The sequence below is a fragment of the Nonomuraea basaltis genome, from assembly GCF_005893125.1.
Taxonomy (GTDB): Bacteria; Actinomycetota; Actinomycetes; order Streptosporangiales; family Streptosporangiaceae; genus Nonomuraea; species Nonomuraea basaltis.
The window spans coordinates 1-25,392 of sequence record NZ_VCJS01000030.1 but is presented as its reverse complement, the minus strand read 5'-3'; the positions used below and the strand labels follow the sequence as shown (position 1 = coordinate 25,392).

The window sequence follows — 25,392 nt, the reverse complement described above, 5'->3', positions numbered from 1 at the left end:
CCTGTCCACTTATTCCCCAAGCCCGGCCGCGTGCCGCACGGGTCAGGGAGAGGTGCCCTGAAGCGCGTGTTCCACGGCGGCCGGCAGGCTGGTGGAGCCTCCCAGCTCGATCAGTTGATGGAACTTCGCCCTGTTCACGCGTCCGCGCAGCCTCAACTCCGACGTGCGGAGCATGGTGGACAGGACGGGTGAGCGGCGGCACGGCGGCACCTCGACCTGCTTCGAGGCGGCATCGGATGCGCCGAGCAGGATCGTGGCGAGCTCGTCTTCCTCTTCGGTTTCGGCGATCACGACGGACATCTCCAGTCCTTCGATCAAGGAGATGCTGTCGTCCAGCAGGCGGGCGATGTGCAGGGAGTCACGGGTGGACGCTGTGGCGGCACTGTCGCCGGCGAGGTGCTGGGCCTGGGCGAGGAGGAGATCTAGCCGGGTGAGGGTCCAGTAGTCGCCGCAGGTGTGGCACAGGTTGCGGCCTTCGTTGAGGACGGAGGCGGCCTCGTCGTGATGGCCGCCGAGCATCAGGGCCGTGGCCATGACGATATAGGTGGTCAGCAGGCCGGGAACGACGTTGCCGGCCTCGCGGTGCCGTACCCGGGCGTCCTTGATGAGCCGCAAGGAGTCGCCCACATCACCCCTGAGGACGGCCAGGTGCGCCTGGAGTTGGCTGAGGTAGGCGGCGGCGCCGGAACCCGCGGCATCGCACTCGGCGAGGATGCGCTCCGCGTCGTCGAGGTCGCCACGCTCGATCAGTACCCAGGCGTGCAGCAACAGCGCGTTGACCCGGATGGGGCTGGGAGCGCGATCGAGGTCCAGGCCGCGCCGGAGCAGATCGTCGCCGAGGGCCTGCATGCCGCAGCACGTCCAGAGGAACCACAGATTGACCACCATTTCGAGGCCTTTGCCGTGTTCCCCCGGGGTTGAATAGCAATAGTCGATGGCCGTGCGCAGGTCGGCACGGTCAACCGCCAGCCTCTGGTGCCACTCGAGTTGCCGGCTGCGCCAGCCCGTGTCGGCGCGGGCGGACAGGTCGAGGAAGTAGTCACGGTGGCGCCGGCGCATCTCGCCGGCCTCGCCGAGGTGTTCCAGCCGGGCGGCGCCGTACTCGCGGGCGGTGTACGACAGGCGGTAGCGGATGCCGCACTCTCGCTCCTGGCGGATCACGACGGATTTGCCGAGCAGGCCGAGCAGGGCGCCGCGGACGTCGTCGGAAGTGAGGCCGTCGCCGGCGCAGACGTGCTGCGCGGCTTCGAGATCGAACAGGCCGGAGAAGGCCGAGGCCCGGGCCCACAGCAGGCGCTCCCCGGGTGTGCACAGCTCGTGGCCCCAGCCGTAGGCGGCCTGCATGGAACTGTGCCGACGGTCAGAGGAGGCCGTTACGGGCACGTCATCAGCGATCGGGTGGGGGCCGGTTGCGGCGAGTGTGATCGCCAGGGGCAGGTGGTCGAGCCGTTCGCACAACTCCGCCGGGTCCACGCCGTCGAGCCGCCCGTCGGCAAGGGTGGTCAGCAACTGGACGGCGTCCTCTGCACGCAGGCCGTCGACCAGGTAGCGGCGTTCGTCCGGCAGGCCCAGTGGTTGCCTGCTCGTGGCCAGGATCCGTAGCGCGCCGACCGAGCGCAGCAGCAGATCGACCAGGAGGCCCGCCGCCCCCACGACACGGTCGCAGGTGTCCAGGACGATCAGGCTTGGGTGCGGGGCGAGCTGGTCGGCCAGGGATTGCAGGGTGGACACGTTCGGCTGTCCGCGCACGCCGATCACGTCGGCGAGCATCTCGATCAGCGAGGAGAGGTCGTCCGGAGCGTCGTACAGGTCGAGGACGTGCACGCCTCCAGGCAGCTCATGTTCGAGAGCCCTGGCCACGTGCAGTGCGAGGGAGGTCTTCCCCACTCCGGCAGCACCTGTCAGCGTGACGTGGCGCTCCCCTTCGAGTAGGGCGACTATGTCGGCCAGCTCTGCTTGCCTGCCGATGAAGACGTCCACTCCCACCCTGACCCCTGCGTCGTCTTTGACTGTGTGCGTATCTACGGTCGCATGAAGCATCGGCCCGCTGAAAGCCCTCTGGGGGCCATATTGCCTCGGGTCTCGGGCTGTAATCAGGAAAACTTGTCAGGGCACGCGCCTGGCACGCATGCTCCTGTCGGCGCGGGAAGACGCGTTGCCCGTGCCAGATCGACCGGTGGCGGGATCAGATCGGGGTGTAGATCACGCCAAGTTTGTCGATCTCATCGCCGGAGCGACCGTGAAAGCCGCTGATCTTCCAGCCTGACGGGGCGGTGAAGGTTGTCCGGGTGCTGGTCTGGGTGCCCGCGCTGAGGGTGCGGTCCAGGTTGGTGCGGGCGGTGAGGGCGAAGATCCGCGTGTGGCCGTTCCGCTGGCCCGACCACAGGGTGAGCTGGGTGAGGTGCTCCCCGGCGCCTAGGACGAGCGAGTGCGCCGTGCCGCTCGTGCCGCCGTGCGTCAGCGTCTGGCCTGTGCCGTACTCGAGGCCGACCTGGTCGATGCGCGAGCCGGCCCGGACGAGCAGGCGACGCATCTGGGCTGCGGGCGGCAGGTCCGCCACGTCGGTGAACGGCGTGCCGTGCGGGCCCCCGAACTGGTCGCTCATCCGGATGCCGGAGTCCAGGGTCCAGGAGAACCTGGCCAGGTGGGGGTAGTGGTCGGAGAGCGGCGTGCCCGCGCCGTCGAGGAACTTCGCGTTCTCGTTGTGGTAGCCGAGCAGGTCGAGCCGGATGAACCGGTTGCCGCGATAGAAGATCTTGTCGACGACCTCGCAGTCGTCGGTGACGTTCGCCGCGTCGCATACCAGGGCGGGGTCGCCGGCCGCCGGGGGCACGCCCCCGCGTACGGCCTGCACCCAGGCGTCTTTCAACCCGTTGTCGTCGAGCAGCGTACGGATGTTGTCGCCGGTGCGGGTGTAGCGGGTGTTGGTGTCGCCCATGACCACGACGGCCTGGTCTGCGGAGTAGGTCTGGATGAACTGCGACAGCTGGGTGATGTTCGCCCGGCGCGCCGCGAGGTCCGCGGACTCGCTGCCGGCGTTGGCGTGCACGTTGTAGAAGTCGACGTATACGCCCGCGGCGATCCGGATGCGGGAGAACGTGAAGCCCTTGGGCGTCAGGCAGTCGGTGCCGTTGCACTGGTTCCACTTGACCCGCTGGAAGTCGCTGTAGGGGAAGCCGGACAGCGTGTTCAGCCCGTCGCCGAACGGAACGCCGCCGCTCGTGGGCGTGCGATGCGGGTGGGCGTCGGCCGCGTAGAGCGCCGCGTGGTAGTTGAAGTCCTCCTGGACGTGCACGATGTCGTAGGGGCCCAGGCGGGCGCCGATCAGCGGGGTGTTGGTCGCGGGGCTGCCGCTGGACAGCGGCTCGGGGAGCCCGGCGACGTTGTAGGTGAGCACGGAGAAGGTGCCGTCCGCCGCGCCGGCCGTACCCAGTCCCACCGCCGCGGCCGCACCGGCCGGGACGACCGCCAGGAGCAGCGGCATGAGCAGGGCGAGAACGAGCGGGACGACCGGCCGCCGGACAGCCGCGGTGACAGACATCAGTGACTCCAAGGGGGCGTGCCCGAGGGCAAGAAAGTGAGTCGCACTCATAATCTTGCCCTGGGGATGGCCTGTCCAGAGGTCGCACAACCTCGCTGGAGGAGCCGCAGCGTCAGCCGCCCGTGGGGCCTGTCCAGCCGGCGGGTACGTGGCCGAGGCGGACACGCTGGGGGTGATCCCCGACCGGAACGGACGCCACCTTCTGACCCGTGGCGAAGTCGATCGCGGTGACCCGGTCGGCGCCGCTCTCGGAGACGATGCACGCCCTGCCGTCGCCGCTCACGGTCGCCCAGTAGGGCTTGGACACGGTAACGAGCGGCCCTTCCTGGAGAGTCGCACGGTCGACGATGGTCGCGTAGTCGTCCATGGTCCCCGCGACGCACAGCTTGTCGCCGGCGGGGTTCATCGACACGCCGTGGTGGCGGGAGTCGTTGATCCAGTCGTTGCGGTTCTTGCTGGTCGAAGGGTTCTCCGGCAGGGTCTTCACCCGGGTGATCCGGTCGGCGGCCACGTCGTACTCATACAAGCCGTTGAAGAACGACACCTGGAAGTACAGCATGGACGCGTCGGGGGTGAACACAGCGGGCCGGACGGCGTCCGAGACGTTCTTGTGGCCGAAGGCGTCCAGCCGCTTCCGCATGTCGATGACCTTGACCTGCTTGAACGTCGAGGTGTCGACGACGGTGATGCGCCGGTCGCCCTTTGTCCAGTCCAGCCACGGGTCGTCGAGGTCGGTGTTCACGTCGCCGATCGACATGTTCCATAAGTACCTGCCGTCGCGGGTGAACACGTTCTCGTGCGGCTTGTCACCGCTCTTGAACGACCCGGCCTCCTTACCGGTCTGGATGTCGAGGACGTGGACGGTGTTGGACGTCGACGCCGACACCGCGACGCGTCTGCCGTCCGGCGAGACCGCCATATGGTCCGCACGGTAACCCGATACCGGGAACCGCCATTTGATCCTGCCAGTGGCCAGGTCGATCGAGACGACGTCGGCGAAACTCGGCCGCGACACGACCACGGCCGTGCCGTCGGGCGTGGTGTACATGTCGTCCACGAGCTGGTCGTGCCCCTCACCCACGGTCTCTCGGATGGCGAGAAAGTAGGCGAGCTTGACGGGGTTGAGGTAGATCTCGCTCAGCCGCTGGTCCTTGTCGGGGATGACGTTGACGCGGCCGATCTTGGCGAAGCCGCCTGTGGAATCGATGACGTCGGCCGTGCCCTCCCAGTTGTTGCCGACGAACAGCACCTCCCGTAGGGCAGAGGCGCCCGCCTGCTGCGTGGCCGCTGCCGCCGTCCCCGAAACCGCGACGGCCATCGCCAGCGTGGCCGCCACCCCTCCGAGGACCCGCCGCCTGGAGGGGCCCATCGTCCGCCGCGGGTCACTGTTCTTGCCAGAGGACATCGTCGCCCTGCCTTTCGCATGGGTGGGTCATGCAAAAACGCGTGGAGCAGCGCGCCACGCCACGCTAGAACGTGTTCTATCCGCACTGGTTACTCGAGAGTAAGGAATGCTCCTCGCCCCCACAAGACCTGACTTCGGGGGCTGTGAACCGACACCGGAGAGGGACGACGACGAGGTATCGGCGGTCGCGGGACAGATCGTTGACTGCCGGGCTACTGGAGCGTAACTTGCGGGCAGCGAGACCTGAGCAGGGCTCGTGTTTTGTCGGGGACTCGACCTTCGACCCGGAGAGGATGCCATGCGCGTCTTAGCTGCGGTCGCGACGGCCACCGCCCTCGCCGCCCTCACAGCGGTCCTCACCGCACCCCCCAGCGCCGCCTCCAGCGTGACCTCCACCTCCACCTCCACCTCCTCCGCGGCGCTCGACGAGATCCGGGACGACTACTGTCTCGGGCAGTGCTCGGACGTCCTCCCGCCCGGGCAGAACGGCAACGCCACCCTCGTCGAGGTCCTCGGCAACCAGGCGTTCGGCACGCTGCCCGCGCACAGCGCCGACCAGCTCGGCAAGTACGCCGGTCTGATCAACGCCTACACCGGGCTCACCGACGACCAGATCGAGAACTTCTTCAATGACGCCTCCTTCGGCGTGCCCGCGGGCCAGGTGGAGAGCACGATCTCTCCCCGCTCGGACGTCACGATCACCCGGGACAAGGCGACCGGCGTGCCGCACATCAAGGGCACGACCCGGGAGGGCGCGATGGTCGGGGCCGGGTTCGCCGGTGCCCAGGACCGGCTGTTCCTGATGGACCTCATGCGCCACGTCGGCCGCGGCGACCTGACCACCTTCGCCGGCGGGGCCCAGGGCAACCGCGAGCTCGAGCAGAGCGTCTGGCGCAACTCGCCCTACACCGAGGCCGACTTCCGGGCCCAGCTCGACCGCTTGCGCGCGAGCGGCCCGCGTGGCGCCCAGCTCTACGCCGACGTGCAGAACTACGTCACAGGTGTGAACGCCTACATCGACCGGTGCATGTCCCGGCGTGACTGCCCCGGCGAGTACGTGCTCGCAGGGCACCTGGACTCCGTCACCAACGCCGGCGGCCCCAAGTACTTCACGATCACCGACCTCATCGCCATCTCCGGCGTCATCGGCGGCCTGTTCGGCGGCGGTGGCGGCATGGAGATGCAGTCGGCGCTGGTGCGGGTGGCCGCACGGGCCAAGTACGGCACCGCGGCCGGCGACCAGGTGTGGGAGGCGTTCCGCGGCCGCAACGACCCCGAGGCCGTGCTGACGCTGCACGACGGGCAGAGCTTCCCCTGGGGGAACCCGCCCACCGGGGCCACCGGCGTCGTGCTGCCCGACCTCGCGACGACCCGGCCGGTGAGCGTGGTCGACGGGGCGACCGGCTCGGCGATCACCCCGGAGACCGAGGCCGAGGGCATGCTGCCCGGGCTGCGCGTGGAGCCGGGGCAGGCGTCCATGTCCAACGCCGTGGTCGTCTCGGGGGCCAAGTCGGCCACCGGGCACCCGATCGGTGTCTTCGGTCCGCAGACCGGCTATTTCGCGCCCCAGCTGCTGATGCTCCAGGAGATCGAGGCGCCCGGCATCAAGGCCCGCGGCGCCGCGTTCGCCGGCCTCAACATGTATGTCCTGCTCGGCCGGGGCCCCGACTACGCGTGGAGCGCCACGTCCAGCAACCAGGACATCAGCGACACCTACGCGCTCACGCTCTGCGAGCCCGGCGGCGGCTCCCCGACCCAGAACTCCGCGCACTACATGCTCCGCGGGCAGTGCGTCGCGATGGAGAAGCTGGAGCGCACCAACTCCTGGAAGCCCACCACCGCCGACAACACCCCCGCCGGCTCGTACAAGCTGGTCATCTATCGCACCATGCACGGCGTGGTCACCTGGCGGGGCACCGTGAACGGCGCCCCCACCGCGTTCGCCACCCTGCGATCCACCTACATGCGGGAAGTGGACTCCGCGATGGGTTTCATGATGTTCAACGAACCCGCGCAGATGGGCACCGCGGCCGACTTCATGAACTCCGCGTCCAACATCTCGTTCAACTTCAACTGGTTCTACGTCAACTCGGCCGACGCTGCCTACTTCATGTCCGGGGACGTGCCGATGCGCTCCGCGGTCTCCGACCCGAACCTGCCGATGACGGCCGATCAGGCGCATGAGTGGCAGGGCTGGGACCCGGTGACGAACGTCGCCACGTACCTGCCGGTCGCCCAGCGTCCCAAGTCCGTGAACCAGGACTACTACGTGAGCTGGAACAACAAGCAGGCCAAGGACTTCGGTGCGGCGGACGGCAACTTCAGCTTCTCCGCGGTGCACCGGGGCGACCTGCTGGACAAACCGATCAAGGCGGCGCTGGGCGGCGGCGGCAAGCTGGACCGCGCGGGCACGGCGAAGATCGTCGCCGAGGCGGCGGTGACCGACCTGCGCGGCAAAGAGGTCCTGCCCGAACTGCTCCGCGTACTCGGCCCAGTGGACGATACGGCGCTGTCGTCCACCATCGCCAAGCTGTCGGCCTGGCGGCAGGCGGGCGCGCTGCGCAAGGAGACCGCGGCGGGCAGCAAGGCCTACGCCCACGCCGACGCCATCCGCGTCATGGACGCCTGGTGGCCCAAGCTGGTCCGCGCCCAGTTCCGCCCCAGCCTGGGCGCCGAGCTCTACCAGGCTCTGGTGAACGCCCTGCAGATCAACGAGTCGCCCTCCGGACACCAGATGGGCGACGTGTCCTCCTACCCGTCCTCCGCCAACAGCGCTCAGCCGCACAAGGGGTCCGCCCTGCAGTACGGCTGGTGGGGCTGGGCGGACAAGGACCTGCGCGCGGTCCTCGGCGACCCCGTGGCCGGGGCGCTCCCGCGTCGTCACTGCGGTGACGGGACCGTCGCCGGGTGCCGTCAGGTGCTGCTCGCCAGCCTCACCGAGGCGCTCGCCGAGCCGGCGGCGACCACGTACCCGGGCGACGACGTGTGCTCGGCGGGCGGCCAATGGTGCGCCGACACGATCCGGCAGGCCCCGCTCGGCGGGATCAAGCACGCGTTGATCTCCTGGCAGAACCGGCCGACGTACCACCAGATCGTGTCGTTCCCCGCGCGGCGCGGTGACGACGTGGCGAACCTGGCGCGCGGCCGTACGGTGACCGTGTCGAGCGCCGAGGGGTCTCTGCCGGGCGCCCGGGCCGTCGACGGCGACCTGAGCACCCGCTGGGGAAGCGCGCACAGCGACAACCAGTGGATCCGTGTGGACCTGGGCTCCGTGCGGCGCGTCAGCAGGGTGATCCTGCGCTGGGAGGCGGCGTACGGCAAGAGCTACCGGATCGAGGTGTCGAACGACGGCAGTTCCTGGTCGACCGTGCACACCACCACGGCGGGAGACGGAGGCGTCGACAACGTCACGTTCCCGGCGGTCAACGCCCGCCACGTCAGAATGAGCGGCGTCCAGCGTGGCACCCAATGGGGTTACTCGCTCTGGGAGTTCGGGGCGTACAGCCACTGACGCCGGACGACGCGGGCGCCCGCCCTCAAGAGAGGACGGGCGCCTGCCTCCCCCTGGGTGCCTGGGCGGGGCGTTCTCGCCCTATCGCGATTGCTGCTGCGGGCTGCTCTTGCTGGGCGGACCGGTCGCTCCTGTCGGCTGGAGCTGGGGCAGCAGGGCGTTGAGCGCCTGCTCGGTCTCCCGGCAGGCCTCCGCGCAGATGCGGCAGTGCTCGTGCCGGCTGCCGTGCTCGGCGCAGGAGTCGCCGCAGCTCTTTGTCGCCTGGATCGCGGCCTGCACCTGTGCGCGCGAGAGGTTGGCGTCGTAGCCGGTGTGCCGCGACAGGACCGCTGCGGTGGTCGAGCAGATGGCGGCGCAGTCGAGGTTGTCACGAATGCATCGGCTGAGCATCGGCAACCGGTCGGCGGGTTCCGACAGGCACGCGTCGGCGCAGGCCGTGCAGGCCTGGGCGCAGGCTTCGAGTGCATCGATGACGGCAGCCAGCTGCCTGTGGTCGAGGTTGATCTGGGCCGGGTAGGCGTCCAGCATCTTCTCGGTGTAGGTCATGTCGACCTCCTTATCGTCGGGTGCCTGGTAACGCCTACCCGCCGACGTCTCACCCAGGCCTTCCCAGCTCACAGCCTTGGATACGGCCGGTCATCCGAATATCACGACCTCGCGGCTCCGGGTGGCACTCACCGGCCGGCTGACGGCACTTCAAGAGCGCGGGCGAATCCATCATCGGCAGAACGGTGCCATGCCGAGCACGGATTTGACGCCGCCGAGCAGGTGCTGGATGAAGTACTGGTCGCCCTCCATGGGTTCGTCGGTCCATGCCTTGACGTCGTGGCCGAGGGTGGTGAGCCAGGCCTTGCCGCCGTCGTAGTACTGGCACCAGCTGACCGGGTGGTCGTCGCCGTGACCGGGGTGGCCCAGGCTGCCGCGCACGCCTCGGGCCAGGGTGCTCTCGTCCACCTCGGCCAGCACGCGGACGCGGGTGGGGTACGGGATGAGGTTGTACCACTCGTCGGTGAAGGCCCAGCGCTGCGGCAGGCCCTGGGTGGAGGCGTCGCGCCGGTTGACGGTGACGACGGTGCCGGGCTGGTTGGCGCTGTGGTCGTAGAAGTTGGCGTTGCCGAGCAGGCCCTCGTACCAGGGCCAGTTGTATTCGGTGCCGAAGGCGTTGTGCACGCCGATGAAGCCGCCGCCGGCGCGGACGTACTGCCGCAGGGCGGTCTGCGCCGCGTCGTCGAGGGTGTCGCGCGTGGTGCTGAGGAACATCACGGCGTTGTACGGCAGCAGCCGGCCCGCAGACGACAGCTGGGTGACGTCCTCGGTGTAGTCGACGGCGAACCCGTTGTCCTGCCCCAGCTTGAGCACGGCCTTGACGGCGACGTTGTCGTCGTTGAGCGGTGGGTTCAGGCCGGGGCCGAGCGGGGTGCCGAGGTGGGCGTGGCGCGGCCCCCCGGTGCGGCTGTAGACGAGCAGGCGGTAGCCCTTGGCGGGGTCGAAGTTGCCCCAGTCGTGGTAGCAGCGGGGGTCGACGCCCCGGCAGACTCCGTAGTCGGGGTCGCCTAAGCTCCGAGCCCCCTCGGGCGAGGCCGCGGAGCTGGGAGAAGTGGCGGTGAGCAGAAGGGCCGCCGCACCGGTCATGGCGGCGATCGACAGTTTGCTGCGCATGGGCACCTCGCGCGCTTCGATCCACTACATGGATCAGATGGTCCACTGAGAGGTTTGAGCGTAACCAGTGACACGAGCCCCGACAAGCTCTTGTCTTCACTACGAGATCAGGCGTAAGGCCTTTCGCTACAGCCAGGTCGGCAGGACGGACGGCGGGATCGGGCCCTTGTTCCGCCGCCCCTGACCGGCCTCCTCCCACGCATGCGCCAGAATCCCGACGCTGCGGCTCAGCACGAACAGCCCGCGCGCCAGCGGAGCAGGAAAGCCGAGCTCGGCGTAGACGACCGCGGTTGCGCCGTCGATGTTCATCGGCACCGGCGCGATCTGCTCCTCCACCTCCAGCGCGGCCCGCAGATGCTCCCCCGCGACCACGCCGTCCACCGCCGCTTCGGCGACCAGGCCGAGCAGCGGGTCACGGCGCGGGTCACGGGAGTGAAAGCGATGCCCGAAGCCGGGAAGGTATTTGTCGCGGGCCCGGCGACGCGTCACCACGGCGGCCACGTCGCCGTCGCGCACAACCTCTTCAAGCAGTTCGACGCACTGCTCTCCGGCGCCACCGTGCACGTCGCCTAGCAGGTTCACACCAGTGGCGACGGCGTTGTTGAGCCCTACCCCGCAGGTGATGGCCATCCGCGCGGCGGCGATGGACGGCGCGTGCGGGCCGTGATCGACCGACGAGACCAGCGCTGCCTCCAGCAACGCCGCCCGCCGCTGATCCGGCCGCTCGCCGCGGAGCATGAGCCAGATCATCTCGGCGAAGCCGATCCGCCCGATGAGGTCCTGGACCGGCTGTCCTCGCAACTCGATGACGTCGGGCTCGATCCTCGACACCGCGGTCGCCCACCAATCGGCCACCTCACTCACGACGTCACCTCGATCTCCTCGTTGTGCTGGCCGAGCAGCGGGGCGGCCCCGCGCGGGCACAGGGCGACGCCGTCGACGACGACGCCGTTTCCGGTGACGGTGACATGCCGTTCGCCGGCCCCGGCGAACGGCACCTCTGCCAGGAAGCCGCGCTGCCGCACCTGGTCGAGCGCGAGCGCTTGCGGGACGGTGAGAATGCGGGCGGCGGGTACGCCTTCGCGGGCGAGTATCTCCTCCCACTCCAGCGCGGTCTTGGCCCGTAGTGCTTGATTGAGCTCGTGGTTGAGCGCCTGTCTGTGCGTCTTGCGCGCCTCGCGCTCGGCGAAGCGGGGATCGGCGGGCAAGTCAGGCCGCCCGATGAGCCGGCACAGCGTCTCGAACTGGCCCTGCTGGTTGGCGGCGATGTTGAGCGGCCCGTCGGCCGTCTCGAACGTGCCTGAGGGGGCGGCGGTGGCGTTCTGGTCGCCCATCGGCTCCGGCTCGACGCCGCTGATCAGGTAGTTGGAAACGGTCCAGCCCATGGCGGAGATGGACGCCTCCAGCATGGACAGGTCCAGGCAGCAGCCCCGCCCGCTACGGTGCCGTCCGGCCAGCGCGGCGGAGATCGCCAAGGCGGCCATCAGGCCGCCGATCGTGTCGCAGATGGGGAATCCGACTCGCAACGGAACGGTGTCCGGAGTTCCGGTGACGCTCATCATGCCGGACAACCCTTGGATGATCTGGTCGTAAGCGGGCGCCCCGCTCATGGGACCGCTTTGGCCGAATCCCGAGATCGCGCAGTACACCAGGCGCGGATTGAGCGTGCGCAGGCGGTCCCAGTCGTAGCCGAGCCTGGCCATCACCCCGGCTCTGAAGTTCTCCAGCAAGACGTCGGCGCCGGAGACCATCGACTCGAAGGCGGCCCGGCCCGCCGGGCTCTTGAGGTCGAGCTCGACCGACTTCTTGCCGGCGTTCTGGGCCAGGAAGGAGGCGCCCATCTGCTCCTGGTTGAGCTCAGGGTCGGGGCCGAGGCGCCGGGCGAGATCCCCGGCGCCGGGCATCTCGACCTTGACCACGTCGGCGCCGAACAGCATGAGCTGGTAACTGCAGTACGGCCCGGCCAGAACGTTGGTCAGGTCCACGACCTTGACGCCGTCCAGTGGCAACTGCTGCATTCACGCTCCATAAAGTCAAGTCAGAGGATGGTCGAACCCGCGTTCCGACATGCGTTTGGCTGCCTCGCGCAGGTCCGCGGCGAATTCCTGGACGCGGTCCTCGGTGAAGCGGATCGTCGGGCCGCTCAGCGTCAGCGCCGCCACAGTCGCCCGCGAGCCGCCTGTGACCGGGACGGCGACCGCGGAAAGACCGGGCTCGCGCTCGCCGTGGCTGACCGCGTAGCCGTCGCGGGCCGCCTGGTCAATCCACTCCCGCAGCGTCGCCACGTGCGCCTCGCCGTGCGGAGAGGAGCGAGCCACCCGCGCGAGCAGCCGCGGCGGGGCGTCCTTGAGCAGGACCTTTGAGGAGGCGCCGGCCCAAAGGGGCAGCTCGTCGCCCACCCGCACAACGTGGCGGAGTGGCTGCGGGCTCTCCTGCTGGGCAATGCAGATGCGGTGCACGTCCCTGGAGACGTAGAGGTTGACGGTCTCCCGATGCCGCGCGCCCAGCTCGCGCATGAGCTGGACGGTCTCCGGCGGCAGCTCCCACGCCGAGCGGGCCAGATGTGCCCACCGCCACAGGGCCGGGCCCGCCGTGTAGCCCTTCGGCGTGGCCCACAGCAGCCCCATGTGCTCCAAGGTCTGCAGCAGGCGCAGCGCCGTCGTCTTGGCCAACCCGGTCTCGTCGACGACCTCGCGGATAGTCAGCGTCCGCCGATCCTCGGTGAGCAGCGACAGGATGTCGAACGCCCGCTGGACGCTGCGCACGCCACCGCTCTCCCCAGACGCTGCAGGAATGTTCGAAGGCACGGGTCCTCACTAGTGGTCGAAGGTGAACCTGCTGCTCACCCTCTCATGCGGTCGTACGCTAACACCGAGTCCGCTTGGCGGTCCATATGCTCCATCAAGCGGATTACATCGCCCTCTTGCCAGGACGTTCACGGTCCTCATACCGTGAGGAAATCCACAGTGCGGTTTATCAGAACCACTAAGCGGATCTATGGGAGCCACCATGAACGCAATCCATGAAGCGGCGTGCTTAGTCGCCGGCGAGTGGGTGCCCGAGGGCCCGTCTACCGACCGCATCGGCCCCTACCTACGGCAGCCCGTCAGCCGGGCGCGAACCGCACAGCTTCACGACATCACAGCAGCCCTGGCCTACGCCGGGCAGGCGGCCAAGGCCGTCGCGCGGCTGGCCCCCGCCACGCGGGCGGACATCCTGGAACGTGCCGCCGCCGCGGTCACCGAGCGCGGCGCCGAGTTCGCCCGCCTGCTGGCCTTGGAGCTGGGCAAGCCGCTCAAGGACGGGCGCGGCGAGATGCTCCGGGTGGCCGACACTCTCTCCGTCGCCGCGGCCGAGGCCAGGATGATCGGCGGCGAGGTACTGCCGGTGGCGGGCTGGGGCCGCGGGATCGGCAACACCGCGCTCACCCAGCGCACCCCCGCGGGGCCCGTGCTGGCCATCACGCCGTTCAACGCGCCCGCGAACCTGCTGGCCCACAAGCTCGCAGCGTCCTTCGCCGCGGGCAACACCACGATCGTCAAGCCGCCGCCGCAGGCGCCGGCCACCTCCACGGCGCTGGTCGAGCTGCTTCTCGACGCCGGGATGCCGGTGGAGGGGGTGCAGATCCTGCACGGGGGCGGCGATGTGGGCGCGCGGCTGTGCGCCGCTCCGGAGATCGCCGTGGTGAGCTTCACCGGCGGCATCACGGCCGGACATGCCGTCGCCCACGCCGCCGGGCCGAAACGGGTGATGCTCGAGCTCGGCGGCAACGCCGCGACCATCGTCTGCGAGGACGCCGACATCGCCGAGGCGGCGCGCGTATGCGCCCGCACGGGTTACAGCAACTCCGGCCAGAGCTGCATCTCGGTTCAACGCGTCTACGTCCACCGGAGCCGTTTCGACGAGTTCGCCGACGCGCTGACGGCCGAGGTGAAAGCGCTGATCGTGGGCGACCCCATGGACCCGGCGACCGACGTCGGCTCCATGGTGGACGATGATGCCGCCGAGCGGGTGGTTCGCTGGACCGCCGAGGCGGCCAGGGCGGGCGCCGCCGTCACCACGGGCGGGAGCCGTAGCGGATCGGTGATGGCGCCCACCGTCGTGGTCGCGCCGCCCCGCGACGCGAAGGTCGTCCGCGAGGAGGTGTTCGGCGCGCTGGTCGCCGTGCTCCCCTACGACGGCTTCGACGAGGTCATCGAGGAGTGCAACCGCAGCACGTACGGCCTGCAGGCCGGGCTGTTCACGCACGACGTGCGCCGCATCGTCACCGCATGGCGCGAGCTGGAAGTCGGCGGCCTGGTCGTGAACGGCTCATCGAACTTCCGGCTCGACCACGTCCCCTTCGGCGGCGTGAAGGACTCCGGCATCGGCCGCGAGTCGCCCCGCTGGATGATCGAGGACTTCACCGTGACCAAGACCCTCATGCTCAAAGGGCTGACCATCTGGGGAGATCAGTGAACACCGCCGCCCACGCGCTTGTCACGCAGCTCGAGGAGCTCGGCGTCGAGTACGTCTTCGGCACCTGCGGGCACACCAACATCGCGGTGCTCGACGCGCTGGCCGACAGCCGCATTCGCTTCGTCATCGCCCGCCACGAGCAGGCCGCCGCGCACGCCGCCGACGGCTACGCCCGTGTCTCCGGCAAGCCCGGCGTGCTGCTGATCCACGTCGGCCCGGGCCTGACCAACGCCACCACCGGCGTCATGACCGCCGCGCTCGACTCGGTGCCCCTGGTGGTGATCTCCGGCGACATCCCCTCCTATTACCAAGGCCGCCATCCGCACCAGGAGGTGAACCTGCATGCGGACGCCGACCAGGCGTCGATCTTCCGGCCCTTCGTCAAGCGGGCCTGGAACGTGCACCGGGCTCAGGACCTGGGCCGGGCCGTGGAGCGGGCGTTCTGGACGGCGACCTCTGGCCGCCCTGGTGCGGTGCTGGTCAATGTGCCGATGGACGTCTTCTCCCGGCCTGCCGCGCCCTGTCCACCGATCAGCCACGCGGCGCCGCCCGGACTGCCGGAGGCCACCACAGAGCTGATCGCAGCGAGACTGGCGGCCGCCGAGCGGCCGCTGATCTACGTCGGCGGCGGTCTGCGGGAGAACGCCGAGGCCCTGATCTCCCTGGCCGAGCACCTGGACATCCCGATCGCGCACTCGCTGATGGCCAAGGGCACCGTCCCCGACGCCCACCCGCTGGTGCTGGGCATGACCGGCTTCTGGGGGCTGAAGCTGACCAACTCCTACGCGCGCGAGTCGGACGTGGTGCTGGCCCTCGCCACCCGCTTCGCCGAGACCGACGCCAGCTCCTGGGATCCCCGCTTCACCTGGGATTTCTCCGCGGGCGCGCTCATCCAGATCGACATCGACCCGGCCGAGATCGGCCGCAACTACCCGGCGGAGATCGGCGCGGTCGCCGACGTCGGGCTCGCGGTCAAAGCGCTGGCCGACGCCGCCAAGTCCCACGCGCCACGCAGCCGGCCGGACCTGCGGAAGCAGATCTTCGAGGCGAGGTCCGAGTTGTTCGAAGCGAGCAGAGAACGCGGCCGCAGCGACGACTTCCCCTTGCGGCCCGAGCGCATCCTGGCGGACCTGCGCTCCTCGATCCCCGCCGACGCGGTCCTGGTCACCGACGTCGGCTGGAACAAGAACGGCGTCGCCCAGTGCTACGAGCTGCCCCCGGAGGGCCGCTTCATCACCCCCGGCGGCGCCTCCACCATGGGATTCGGCCCCGCCGCCGCCGTGGGCGTCCAGCTCGCCCAGCCGGACAGGGCGGTGATCGCGCTCATCGGCGACGGCGGAATGAGCGCGCAACTACCCGCCGTGCCCCTCGCAGTCGAGCAGGGCGCGCCCGTCGTTTTCGTCGTGATGAACAACAGATCGCACGGGACGATCTCCGACCTGCAGTCGGCCCACTTCGGCCGCAGCCACGGCTGCGACTTCACCGACCCCGCAGGGCAGCCGTACAGCCCCGACTTCGCCGCGTTCGCCCGGGCGTGCGGCGCCGACGGCCACACCGTCACCACCCCCGCCGAACTCGGCGCGGCTCTGCGCGCGGCCGTCGCGAACCGCCGCCCCGCCGTGATCGATGTGCCGATGGTGAACGAACCGGTGCCGACACCGGGCCACTGGAACATCAAGGACATCTACCAGGGCATCTTCGTCGATTGATCCGGCGGAAACCGTTGCACGTTCGATATTCCCTCAACCTGTCCTGTCGTTTATAACGAACGTACTAGTCCGTGAATTAAGCATCACCTATCCCCCCACGAGGTGAACCGTGCATTTCGCGAGATTCTCCATCGCCGCGGCGGCGTTGATAGCCCTCGCCGCCTGCGCCCCTCCCGGTCAGTCGTCCGGCTCCGAGACCGGCACCACCGGGCCCCTCAAGATCGCCAACATCAACGCTCAGAGCGGCCAGCTCAGCTCGCTCGGCCAATGGGAGCACAAGGGCGTCAAGCTCGCCATCGACGAGGTCAACAAAGCCGGCGGCGTCAACGGGCGGCAGATCCAGCTCGACCTCTTCGACGACCAGGGCGATCCCACCGTCGGCACCAACCTGGCCAGGAAGATCTCCAGCGGGGGCTACATCGCGATGCTGGGCACTGCGGAGAGCGCCGTGACCCTGGCCATGGCGCCGATACTCAAGGACGCGAAGATCCCGAACATCACCTCGGGCCAGTCGCCGAAGCTGGCCGAGCTCAAAAGCCCGTTCCTGTTCCTGAACGCGCCGACCAGCGTCACCTTCGACGAGACGCTCGCGAAATACCTGGTCGACGGCAAGGGGCACAAGAAGATCGCGCTGATCAGCAACAACGGCGCCTACGGGGCCGGCGAGCACGACGCGTTCCTGGCCGCGCTCAAGACCAGGAGCCTCACCCCGGTCGCCGACGAGGTCGTCACCCCCGACCAGAAGGACTTCAACTCCAACCTCGCCAAGATCCGCGAGCAGGACCCGGAGGTGCTGTTCATCGGCGCCGAGGAGGTCCAGTCCGGGCTGATCGCCAAGCAGGCGCGGGAGCTCGGCCTGAAGGCGGTCTTCGCCGGCGGAGCCCCCATGGGCACCGACGTGTACGCCACCACGGCCGGTCTGAAGAACGCCGAGGGGTCGGTGGTCAGCTCGCCGTACCTGAGCAACGAGGCCAGCGAGGAGATCAAGGCGTTCGCCGCCAAGTACAAGGCCGCCTACAACGAGGACGCCCGCATGCACGTCGCCAAGGCCTACGACGGCGCGTCGATCCTCATCGAGGCGCTCAAGCAGACCAACGGCGAAGGCGGGCAGAAGCTGGCCGACGCCATCCGCGGCGTCAAGCGCGCCGGGCTGCTGGGGAACTACAACTACGACGCCAACGGCGTCGGCATCCACGAAACCAAGATCGGCCTGGTCAAGGACGGCAAGGTCGTACCCGAGACCGCGAGCTGACGTGCAGGTATTCCTCCAGACCCTGATCGGCGGGGTCACGTTCGGAGCGGTGTACGCGCTCGTCGCCATGGGCTTCTCGATCGTCTACCGCACCATGGGCCTGGTCAACTTCGCCCACGGCAGCGTGGTGATGATCGGCGCGTACGCCGCGTCCACGTTCTACCTCGCCACCCAACTCCCGTTCGCCGTCGCGATCATCGTGGCCATCACGGTCACCGGCCTCATCGGGGTGATCATCGAGCGCTTCCTGCGGCCGCTGGAGAACAAGGACTTCACGCTGATGCTGATCGGCACCATCGGTTTCGGCGCCGTGCTCGAAGCGGGGGCAGTGCTCATCTGGGGCGCGACCGGCCACGCGGTGCCCTCCCCCGTCGCCACCGGGCCGATCGACCTCGCCGGCATCCGCATCCCCACCTACAACGTGGTGGTGATCGCCGTCGCGGCGGCCGCGACCGGCCTGCTGGCGCTGTTCCTGCAGCGCACCAAGCGGGGGGCGGCCATGCAGGCGGTCGCCATGGACCACCAGGCGGCCACCGCGGTCGGCATCCACGTCGGCCGCAGCAACGCGATGGCCTTCGCCATCGGCGCGGGCCTGGCGGCGCTGGCAGGCAGCCTCATCGGGCCCATGCTGTACGTCAACCCGACCATGGGCGGCACGCTCGGCATCAAGGGCTTCGCCGCGGCCATGCTGGGCGGGTTCGGCAGCATGCCGGGCGCGATCGTCGGCGGCGTGGCCTTCGGGCTGCTGGACGCCTTCGCGGCCGGCAACTTCCAGGAGTACTCCGAGTTGGTCACGTTCCTGGTGTTCGCGGTCATCGTCATGATCCGCCCCACCGGCATCTTCGGAGAGGCCACGGTGAACCGCGCATGAAACGTCTTGCATGGCTCGCGCCCCTGGCCGTGGCGGCCTGGCTGCTCCCCTACGGCCTGGGCGGGTATGCGATACACGTCGCCGACGTCGCGATCATCTTCGCCATCCTCGCCATCGGCCTCGGCCTGACCATGGGCGTGGCCGGGCAGATCAACCTGGCCCAGGTCGCCTTCTTCGGCGTCGGCGCCTACACCGTGGCCATTCTCACCACCCAGGCCGGACTCGGCTTCTGGACGGCAGCGGTTCTGGCGCTCCTGGTCGCCGTGGTGTTCGGCATCCTGGTCGGCATCCCCGCGCTGCGCATGCAGTCGCACTACCTCGGCATCGTCACCCTCGGCCTGGCGCTGGCCTTCACCAACTGGGTCACCAACGCCCACATCGCCGGCCGCGCCGAGGGCATCAGCGACATCCCGGTGCCGCCGATGTTCGGCATCGACCTGTCCAGCGGCTACCTGTTCTACTACGTCGAACTGGTCGTCTTCGCCCTCGCGCTGGCCTTCGCTCTGCTGGTCACCCGCTCACCGCTGGGCCGCCGGCTGCGCGCGATGCGCGACGACGACCTCGCCGCGGGCGCGCTCGGCGCGGAGATCCCGCTGCTGCGCATGACCGCGTTCGTTCTCTCCGGCCTGTACGGCGGCCTCGCCGGCGTGCTGTACGCCGGTCTCATCCGCTTCGTCGCGCCAGAAACCTTCAACATCGCCAACATGTTCCTCCTGCTGGCCATGGTGATCATCGGTGGGCGGAGCAGCATCCTGGGCTGCGTCGTCGGCGCCGTCGCGCTCTCCCTCGTCAGAGAGGCGCTGCTGGACGCCTCCGGCTACGCCCAGCTGGGATACGGCCTCGTGGTCGTGCTCGTGGTGGTGTTCGCACCCAAGGGATTGGCGGGCCTGCCCCGGCAGATTCGATCTTTGCTGCACCGGCGCGGAGGCGGCTCTCGCGCCCAGCTCGGCCCCTTCCGTCCCTACGACTCCGCGCCCCCGGATGCGAAGGGAGACGCGCTGGAGGTCCGGGACGTGACGAAGCAGTTCAAGGGCCTGATCGCGCTCGACGGGGTGTCCCTCACCGTGCCTCAGGGACAGATACGCGGCATCGTCGGCCCCAACGGCTCGGGCAAGACCACGTTGTTCAACGTGATCAGCGGCTTCTACACGCCCACGCAAGGATCGGTGCTGCTGCGCGGGCGCGACGTGACCGGGGCGGCGCCGTACCGGCTGTCCCAGCGCGGCATCGCCCGTACCTTCCAGAACCTGCGCCTGTTCGAGGACCTCAGCGTGCGCGAGAACATCCTCCTCGGCCTGGACCGCACTCCGACCACCTGGATCTGGCGCTACCCCGGCCTGCCCTGGAAGGTGCTGGGCTACGAGCGTGCGCTGCGCGCGCGAGCCGAGGAGCTCATCGAGCGGTTCGGGCTCGCCGAGGTCGCCGACGCCGAGCCGCGCTCGCTCCCCTACGGGATCCAGCGCCGCATCGAGCTGGCCCGCGCCATGGCCATGTCACCCACCCTGCTGCTGCTCGATGAGCCCGCGGCCGGGATGAACGGTGAGGAGGTGCGCAGGCTCGGCGAGATCGTCCGATCCATCAGGGACTCCGGCGTCACCGTGGTCATCATCGAGCACAACATGGGTCTCGTCATGTCGCTGTGCGACCAGGTCACCGTGCTGTCCAGCGGCAAGGTGATCGCCGACGGCCGGCCGGCCGAGGTCGCCGTGCACCCGGACGTGGTCGCCGCCTACCTCGGCGACTCGATGACCGCACCCACCGAGGCGACCGCCGAGGCCGCCGTCGAGGAGGCAACTCGATGACGGCCCTTGGGGATGGGACGCTGACCGTGGAAGGACTGTCGGTTCACTACGGCGGCGTCCGCGCCGCCCACGATGTGTCCTTCACCGTGGAGCCCGGCCAGTCGCTCGGCATCATCGGCGCCAACGGCGCCGGCAAGACCTCCACGCTCAAGGCCGTCATGGGCCTCGCGCCGCGCCAGGCCACCGCCATCCGCTTCGGCCGGCACGACCTCCTCCGCGCGCCCGCGCACACCCTGGTGCGGCACGGCATCGGCTACGTCCCCGAGGGCAGGCACGTCTTCCCGGGCCTCAGCGTCGAGAAGAACCTGCTGCTCGGCGCATACACCAGCAGCTGGAAGCACACCCCCATCGACGAGGTGTACGACCTGTTCCCCGTCCTGGGCGAGATGCGTCACCGGCTGGCCGGCGCGCTGTCGGGTGGCCAGCAGCAGATGCTGGCCGTCGGCCGGGCGCTGATGTGCCGTCCCAAGGTGATGCTGCTGGACGAGCCGTCCATGGGCCTGTCGCCGATCCTCGTCGCCGAGATCGCCGGCGTGCTCAAACGGCTCAACGCCGACGGCCTGGCCATCCTGCTCGTCGAGCAGAACGCCAAGCTCACCTTCGACGTCACCAGCACCTGCCTGGTCATGGAGAACGGCGCGATCGCCGCCACCGGCGCCTCGGCCGACCTACGCGACGATCCCCAGGTCCGGCGCATCTACCTAGGCCTGTGACAGCCCGCTCCGGCGGCTGCTGGTGCTCTGCGGGGCGTTCTTCGGGCTGTCGTTCGTCTTTAAGCGAATCTATCGGTCCACTTAGTGGACCTGTGAGGGGATGGTCATGGTCCATCGACGAGAGTTACTCATAGGTGCCGTCGCCGCCGTCGCGCTCGCGGGAACCGGAGAGGCCGCCGCGGCCACCGGCCGGACCTCCCCTGACTTTCCCAAGGTCGGCGGGAACCTGGCGAACCACAACTACAGCGGGCTGCGCGGCCTGCGCCAGGGCAACATCAGGCGGCTGCGGGCCGCCTGGGTCAACCACATCGAGGGCGGGCTCATGGCCGGCAACAGCCAGAGCACGGCCGTGGCGGTGGACGGTGTCCTCTATGTCGAATCGGCGCTGGGCAACGTCGTCGCGGTGGACGGACGTACCGGCGCCACCAAGTGGAAATACGAGCAGACCCGGGGCGCGGTCACCCGGCGCGGCGTGGCGGTCGGCGCGGGCAAGGTCTTCGTCTGCGGCAACGACAACTGGGTGATCGCGCTCGACCAGAAGACCGGCCAGGTGGTGTGGGAGCGGCAGCACAACGGGTACGGCAACCTGGAGAAGGTCGCGGTCACCTACCACGACGGCATGCTCTACTGCGGCACCAACGACGGCCCGCGCGGCGCCGCGCTCGCCTTCGACGCCGCGAACGGCGACCTGCTCTGGCACTTCTGGGGCACGCCGGGCCCCGGCGAGTTCGGCAACGACACCTGGGAGGGCGACTCCTGGCAGACCGGCGGGGCGACGCCGTGGATGCACTGCGCCATCGACGCCGAGCTGGGCCTGGTCTACTGGACGTTCGGCAACGCCAGGGGCAGCCGCTCCTCGCAGGACGGGTCCCAGCGCGGCGGCCAGAACCTGTTCGCCAACTCGATCGTGGCGATGGACCTGAAGACCGGCGCCTACCGCTGGCACTTCCAGTCCATCCACCACGACATCTGGGACATGGACAACGTCATGGCGCCGGTCCTGGTCGACGCACAGGTCCGGGGGCGGATGCGCAAGCTCGTCGTGTACGGCAGCAAGACCGGCATGTACTACATCCTCGACCGGACCGACGGCTCGGCGCCGCTGGGCATCGACGAGCTGCCCGTGCCGCAGGAGCCCCGGCAGAAGACCTGGCCCACCCAGCCCTTCCCGCGCCAGGGCGGCTGGACCGAGCTGACGCCGGTGTGGCAGCCGCTCGGCACCGAGATCCCCGGTGCCCCGCACCGCGCCGTGCCCAACTACAAGATCGGGTCGCTGTTCACGCCGCACTGGGACGAACCGATCCTCACCATCCCCGGGCACGGCGGCGGCGCCGACTGGAACCACCAGTCCTACAGCCACAGCACCCGCCTGGTGTACACGGGCTTCGGGTACGTGGCGGCGGCGCACTCGCTGACCGAGGCGTCCAACGGGCTGCGCCCGCCCGGCGAGTACATGACGGGCGGCGTCGTGGCGGTGGATCCGAGCACGAACCGGGTCCGGTGGAAGAAGAACCTGCCGTACTCGCTGGCGCACGGCAACGGCATCCTCACCACCGCCTCCGACCTGCTCTTCATCGGCCAGCCGGACGGCAACCTGCTCTGCCTGGACGCCCGGGACGGCCGCGAGCTGTGGCGCTGGCAGACCGGCGCCGCCGTCAGCAGCAGCCCGATCGCCTACGAGATCGACGGCGAGCAGTACATCGCCGTGTACGCGGGCGGCACCGGCATCCCGTACGGCAACTCCGCCCCGCGCGGCGACCATCTGTGGGCCTTCAAGCTGGGCGGCACCGTCCCCCCGGCCGCGACCCCGCCCGCGCCGATCATCCGGCGGCCGGTCTCCGGCAGCCCGATGGACGGCAGCGCAGTGAACAACACCGTCGTGCTCGCGCGCACCTACGAGAACGGGCAGGTCGGCGTCGTGGAGTCCACGGCGGTGAACGCCATGGCCCCGACCCACCTGCGGGTGCCCGCCGGGACCACGGTCACCTTCCTCAATCCCGCGGACAACATCAACGTCCACGGCGCCACCCAGTTCTTCGAGGGCCTCTTCGACGTCAGGCTCAAGCCGGGCGAATCGTTCCAGTACACCTTCACCAAGCCGGGCGAGTACTTCTTCAACGACTCCTACAGCCCGCGGCCCACCGGCAAGATCGAGGTCCTGCCCTAGGCGATCATCGCGACGTCGGGCTCCAGCAGCGGAAACCGCTCCAGAACCAGCGGATCATGGCCGGCGACCACGAGCTCCGGGTCGCCGGCGAGCTCCTTGATCCGGTCGAAGGCGCCGTACATGCCGGGCATGCTGTGCAGGATCGGGAACGGGCGGTCGTCCTCAAGGTTCTCGTAGAAGTGGCTCGCGTCCGAGGCCAGCACCACGTGGCCGCGGGCCGTCCGGACGCGGACCACCTGCATGCCGGCGGTGTGGCCGCCGACCAGGTGGACGCTCAGGCCGGGCACGACGAAGGCGTCGCCGTCGGTCACCAGCACCCGCCCCTCCTTGCGGGCCTCCCGCAAGGAGGCGAGGTCGTCGTCGTTCAGCAGCCAGCGTTCCCTGGCGATGCGCCGCGCCCACGGCCCGATCCAGTAGTCGAGCTCCGCCTGCTGCACGACGTAGCGGGCGGAGCCGAATTCCCGGGCCGTGCCGGTGTGGTCGTAGTGCAGATGGGTCAGCACCACGTGATCGACCGCGTCGGCGGGCACCCCGAGCGCGGCGACGGCGTCCACCGGCGAGCGGCGGTAGTCCAGCCCTTCGACGCGCGCGGCGCGTGCGGGGCTGATACCGGTGTCGATCACGACGGCATGCTCGTCGTTGACCGCGAGCCACACGTAGTAGGACGTCGGGTGGGGGTCCTCACCGCGCGGGTCATAGCCGTGGAAGTGCTCACCGCGTTTGGCGTCACGCTGGGCGTAGCGGATGGCGTAGATCCGGAAGTCGCTCACACCGTCACCTGCCGCGTGCGGCCGAGCTCCTCGGTGGGAACCCGGTAGGTCTCCTTGGCGGTCGCCACAGCCGCCACATTCACCAGGCAGAACGCGGCCGTGAGGAGCGAGACGCCGAGCCAGCTGCCCGGACCGGTGCCGGCCAGGGCCGTGGCGAGCGTCGGCGCGAACCCGGCGATGGCGAAGCCGATCTGGGTGCCGATCGCCATGCCCGACAGGCGGACCCTGGTGGTGAACATCTCGCCGTAGAAGGACGGCCAGACGCCGCTGGTGGCACTGTGCACGATGCCGAACATCACGATGCCCACGATGAAGATCAGCGCGTAGTTGCCGATGGAGATCGACCACAGGTAGGCGAACATCAACACCGCGCAGCCGAGCGACCCGCCGATGAAGACCGGCTTGCGGCCGACCCGGTCCGACAGCGTCCCCCAGAGCGGGATCGTGATCACTGCGGCGACGTTGGCGAGCACGCCCACCCACAGCATCGGCCCGCGCTCCAGCCCCATGGTGTTGACCGCGTACGACAGGGCGTGGACGGTGAAGATCGTGCTGACCGAGGCGATGACCGCGGCCACGACGACCCGCAGCACGTCCCTCCACTGCTCGCGGAAGAGCACGGCCAGCGGCATCTTCGCCACGGTGTTGGTCGCGACCTCCTGCTCGAACGCCGGCGTCTCCTCCAGCGTGCGCCGGATGACCAGCCCCACCACGGCCACCACGATGCTCAGCCAGAACGGCACCCGCCAGCCCCAGCTCAGCAGGTCCTCCTCGGGCAGCGCGGCGATCGGCAGGAAGATCGCGGTGGCGATGATCTGCCCGGCCTGCGTGCCGTTGAGCGTGAAGCTGGTGTAGTACGCCCGGCGGTTCTCGGGCGCGTGCTCCAGCGTCATGGAGTTCGCGCCCGCCTGCTCGCCGGAGACCGAGAAGCCCTGCATGAGCCGCAGCACGACCAGCAGGACCGGCGCGAGCAGCCCGACGTCGTCATATGTGGGCAGGCAGCCCACGAGGAACGTCGAGGCGCCCATCATCACCAGCGTGGCGACCAGCACCTTCTTGCGGCCGAAGCGGTCGCCGATGTGCCCGAGCACGAAGGCGCCGACCGGCCTGGCCAGGTAGCCGACGCCGAAGGTGGCCAGGGCCAGGAGCGTCCCGGTGGCGGGCGAACTGGATGGGAAGAAGATCTTGCTGAAGACCAGCGCGGCCGCGGTGCCGTAGATGAAGAAGTCGTAGTACTCCAGCGCGCTGCCGATCCAGGCTGCCACAGCCGCTTTGCGAGGTTTGCCCTGCACCGTCACGATATGCTCCTCAAGGGGGAAAAGCGGAGTGGCAGGAAACTAACTCACTGGTTCGTACATTACAAGAGTGTTTCCGATCGTTACCTTGCCGCCGCATGATCAGCTACTTGCGCCGGCGCCGCGCAGGTAGGCCACGACCGCGTCCCCCACCATCCGGCGCAGCCGCTCGCGGTGTTCCGGCGCGGTCATGTCGCGTCCGAACAGCGCGCCGAACGTGTGCTGGTTGGCCACCCTGA

General features: G+C 69.3%; 19 protein-coding genes. 8 read left to right on the top strand and 11 right to left on the bottom strand.

Features of this window, described 5'->3' with window-relative positions; all coding sequences use genetic code 11:
- Positions 1 to 42: 42 nt before the first annotated feature.
- The 3 genes from EJK15_RS16590 to EJK15_RS16580 form a co-directional block, all read right to left on the bottom strand.
- On the bottom strand, positions 43 to 1,986 hold the full coding sequence (locus tag EJK15_RS16590; protein ID WP_138711329.1) for an ATP-binding protein: 1,944 nt from the start codon (positions 1,984 to 1,986) through the stop codon (positions 43 to 45).
- A 199-nt stretch (positions 1,987 to 2,185) separates the two neighbouring features.
- Positions 2,186 to 3,541, bottom strand: coding sequence for a jacalin-like lectin (locus tag EJK15_RS16585; protein WP_240777018.1), 1,356 nt, complete (start codon positions 3,539 to 3,541; stop codon positions 2,186 to 2,188).
- A gap of 112 nt (positions 3,542 to 3,653) precedes the next feature.
- Positions 3,654 to 4,946 (bottom strand): YncE family protein, encoded by a 1,293-nt coding sequence (locus EJK15_RS16580; protein ID WP_240777017.1) that lies wholly within the window; start codon positions 4,944 to 4,946, stop codon positions 3,654 to 3,656.
- Positions 4,947 to 5,244: 298 nt separating this feature from the next.
- On the opposite strand from EJK15_RS16580, the gene EJK15_RS16575 reads away from it, so the two are divergent.
- Positions 5,245 to 8,457: a penicillin acylase family protein gene (locus EJK15_RS16575; protein ID WP_138711328.1), complete on the top strand. Its 3,213-nt coding sequence runs from the start codon at positions 5,245 to 5,247 to the stop codon at positions 8,455 to 8,457.
- Between the two features lie 81 nt (positions 8,458 to 8,538).
- On the opposite strand, the gene EJK15_RS16570 is transcribed toward EJK15_RS16575, so the two are convergent.
- From EJK15_RS16570 to EJK15_RS16550, 5 genes are all read right to left on the bottom strand, one after another.
- Positions 8,539 to 9,003 carry a four-helix bundle copper-binding protein gene (locus EJK15_RS16570; protein WP_240777016.1) on the bottom strand — a complete coding sequence of 155 codons (465 nt, stop codon included), beginning with the start codon at positions 9,001 to 9,003 and terminating at the stop codon, positions 8,539 to 8,541.
- Positions 9,004 to 9,174: 171 nt separating this feature from the next.
- On the bottom strand, positions 9,175 to 10,116 hold the full coding sequence (locus EJK15_RS16565; protein WP_138711327.1) for a ThuA domain-containing protein: 942 nt from the start codon (positions 10,114 to 10,116) through the stop codon (positions 9,175 to 9,177).
- A gap of 126 nt (positions 10,117 to 10,242) precedes the next feature.
- On the bottom strand, positions 10,243 to 10,980 hold the full coding sequence (locus EJK15_RS16560; protein WP_138711326.1) for a citryl-CoA lyase: 738 nt from the start codon (positions 10,978 to 10,980) through the stop codon (positions 10,243 to 10,245).
- The gene (locus tag EJK15_RS16555; protein WP_138711325.1) at positions 10,977 to 12,134 is read right to left on the bottom strand and encodes a CaiB/BaiF CoA transferase family protein; all 1,158 of its coding nucleotides are present in this window, start codon (positions 12,132 to 12,134) and stop codon (positions 10,977 to 10,979) included. Before EJK15_RS16555 ends, EJK15_RS16560 begins: the two co-directional genes overlap by 4 nt.
- Positions 12,135 to 12,149: 15 nt before the next feature.
- A complete protein-coding gene (locus tag EJK15_RS16550; RefSeq protein ID WP_138711324.1) occupies positions 12,150 to 12,881 on the bottom strand; it encodes an IclR family transcriptional regulator in 732 nt (243 codons plus the stop codon).
- 244 nt (positions 12,882 to 13,125) lie between these two features.
- Between EJK15_RS16550 and EJK15_RS16545 the strand changes: the two genes are divergently transcribed.
- The 7 genes from EJK15_RS16545 to EJK15_RS16515 all read left to right on the top strand — a co-directional run bounded on the left by EJK15_RS16545 (position 13,126) and on the right by EJK15_RS16515 (position 23,088).
- Positions 13,126 to 14,574: an aldehyde dehydrogenase family protein gene (locus tag EJK15_RS16545; protein ID WP_171074347.1), complete on the top strand. Its 1,449-nt coding sequence runs from the start codon at positions 13,126 to 13,128 to the stop codon at positions 14,572 to 14,574.
- Positions 14,571 to 16,283 (top strand): thiamine pyrophosphate-binding protein, encoded by a 1,713-nt coding sequence (locus EJK15_RS16540; protein ID WP_206060901.1) that lies wholly within the window; start codon positions 14,571 to 14,573, stop codon positions 16,281 to 16,283. The genes EJK15_RS16545 and EJK15_RS16540 overlap by 4 nt, the downstream gene beginning before the upstream one ends.
- Before the next feature lie 109 nt (positions 16,284 to 16,392).
- Positions 16,393 to 17,535 carry an ABC transporter substrate-binding protein gene (locus EJK15_RS16535; protein ID WP_138711322.1) on the top strand — a complete coding sequence of 381 codons (1,143 nt, stop codon included), beginning with the start codon at positions 16,393 to 16,395 and terminating at the stop codon, positions 17,533 to 17,535.
- A gap of 1 nt (position 17,536) precedes the next feature.
- The gene (locus EJK15_RS16530) at positions 17,537 to 18,406 is read left to right on the top strand and encodes a branched-chain amino acid ABC transporter permease (protein ID WP_138711321.1); all 870 of its coding nucleotides are present in this window, start codon (positions 17,537 to 17,539) and stop codon (positions 18,404 to 18,406) included.
- A complete protein-coding gene (locus EJK15_RS16525) occupies positions 18,403 to 20,208 on the top strand; it encodes a branched-chain amino acid ABC transporter ATP-binding protein/permease (RefSeq protein WP_138711320.1) in 1,806 nt (601 codons plus the stop codon). The genes EJK15_RS16530 and EJK15_RS16525 overlap by 4 nt, the downstream gene beginning before the upstream one ends.
- Complete coding sequence (locus EJK15_RS16520) at positions 20,205 to 20,921, top strand: ABC transporter ATP-binding protein (RefSeq protein ID WP_138711319.1); 717 nt, start codon at positions 20,205 to 20,207, stop codon at positions 20,919 to 20,921. Before EJK15_RS16525 ends, EJK15_RS16520 begins: the two co-directional genes overlap by 4 nt.
- Before the next feature lie 106 nt (positions 20,922 to 21,027).
- Entirely contained in the window at positions 21,028 to 23,088 is a 2,061-nt protein-coding gene (locus EJK15_RS16515; RefSeq protein WP_206060900.1) for an outer membrane protein assembly factor BamB family protein, read from the top strand.
- On the opposite strand, the gene EJK15_RS16510 is transcribed toward EJK15_RS16515, so the two are convergent.
- The 3 genes from EJK15_RS16510 to EJK15_RS77560 all read right to left on the bottom strand — a co-directional run bounded on the left by EJK15_RS16510 (position 23,085) and on the right by EJK15_RS77560 (position 25,387).
- Positions 23,085 to 23,858, bottom strand: coding sequence for an N-acyl homoserine lactonase family protein (locus EJK15_RS16510; RefSeq protein ID WP_138711317.1), 774 nt, complete (start codon positions 23,856 to 23,858; stop codon positions 23,085 to 23,087). The two genes, EJK15_RS16515 and EJK15_RS16510, sit on opposite strands and share 4 nt — an antisense overlap.
- A complete protein-coding gene (locus EJK15_RS16505; protein ID WP_138711316.1) occupies positions 23,855 to 25,156 on the bottom strand; it encodes an MFS transporter in 1,302 nt (433 codons plus the stop codon). The genes EJK15_RS16510 and EJK15_RS16505 overlap by 4 nt, the downstream gene beginning before the upstream one ends.
- 99 nt (positions 25,157 to 25,255) lie before the next feature.
- Positions 25,256 to 25,387: a hypothetical protein gene (locus EJK15_RS77560; protein ID WP_420847061.1), complete on the bottom strand. Its 132-nt coding sequence runs from the start codon at positions 25,385 to 25,387 to the stop codon at positions 25,256 to 25,258.
- Positions 25,388 to 25,392: the final 5 nt, after the last annotated feature.

Excerpts from the sequence above, each read along its gene's own strand:
- EJK15_RS16585 (WP_240777018.1), bottom strand. The coding sequence starts at position 3,541 with ATGTCTGTCACCGCGGCTGTCCGGCGGCCGGTCGTCCCGCTCGTTCTC.
- EJK15_RS16580 (WP_240777017.1), bottom strand. The coding sequence starts at position 4,946 with ATGTCCTCTGGCAAGAACAGTGACCCGCGGCGGACGATGGGCCCCTCC.
- EJK15_RS16575 (WP_138711328.1), top strand. The coding sequence starts at position 5,245 with ATGCGCGTCTTAGCTGCGGTCGCGACGGCCACCGCCCTCGCCGCCCTC.
- EJK15_RS16570 (WP_240777016.1), bottom strand. The coding sequence starts at position 9,003 with ATGACCTACACCGAGAAGATGCTGGACGCCTACCCGGCCCAGATCAAC.
- EJK15_RS16565 (WP_138711327.1), bottom strand. The coding sequence starts at position 10,116 with ATGCGCAGCAAACTGTCGATCGCCGCCATGACCGGTGCGGCGGCCCTT.
- EJK15_RS16555 (WP_138711325.1), bottom strand. The coding sequence starts at position 12,134 with ATGCAGCAGTTGCCACTGGACGGCGTCAAGGTCGTGGACCTGACCAAC.
- EJK15_RS16545 (WP_171074347.1), top strand. The coding sequence starts at position 13,126 with ATGAACGCAATCCATGAAGCGGCGTGCTTAGTCGCCGGCGAGTGGGTG.
- EJK15_RS16525 (WP_138711320.1), top strand. The coding sequence starts at position 18,403 with ATGAAACGTCTTGCATGGCTCGCGCCCCTGGCCGTGGCGGCCTGGCTG.
- EJK15_RS16520 (WP_138711319.1), top strand. The coding sequence starts at position 20,205 with ATGACGGCCCTTGGGGATGGGACGCTGACCGTGGAAGGACTGTCGGTT.
- EJK15_RS16515 (WP_206060900.1), top strand. The coding sequence starts at position 21,028 with ATGGTCCATCGACGAGAGTTACTCATAGGTGCCGTCGCCGCCGTCGCG.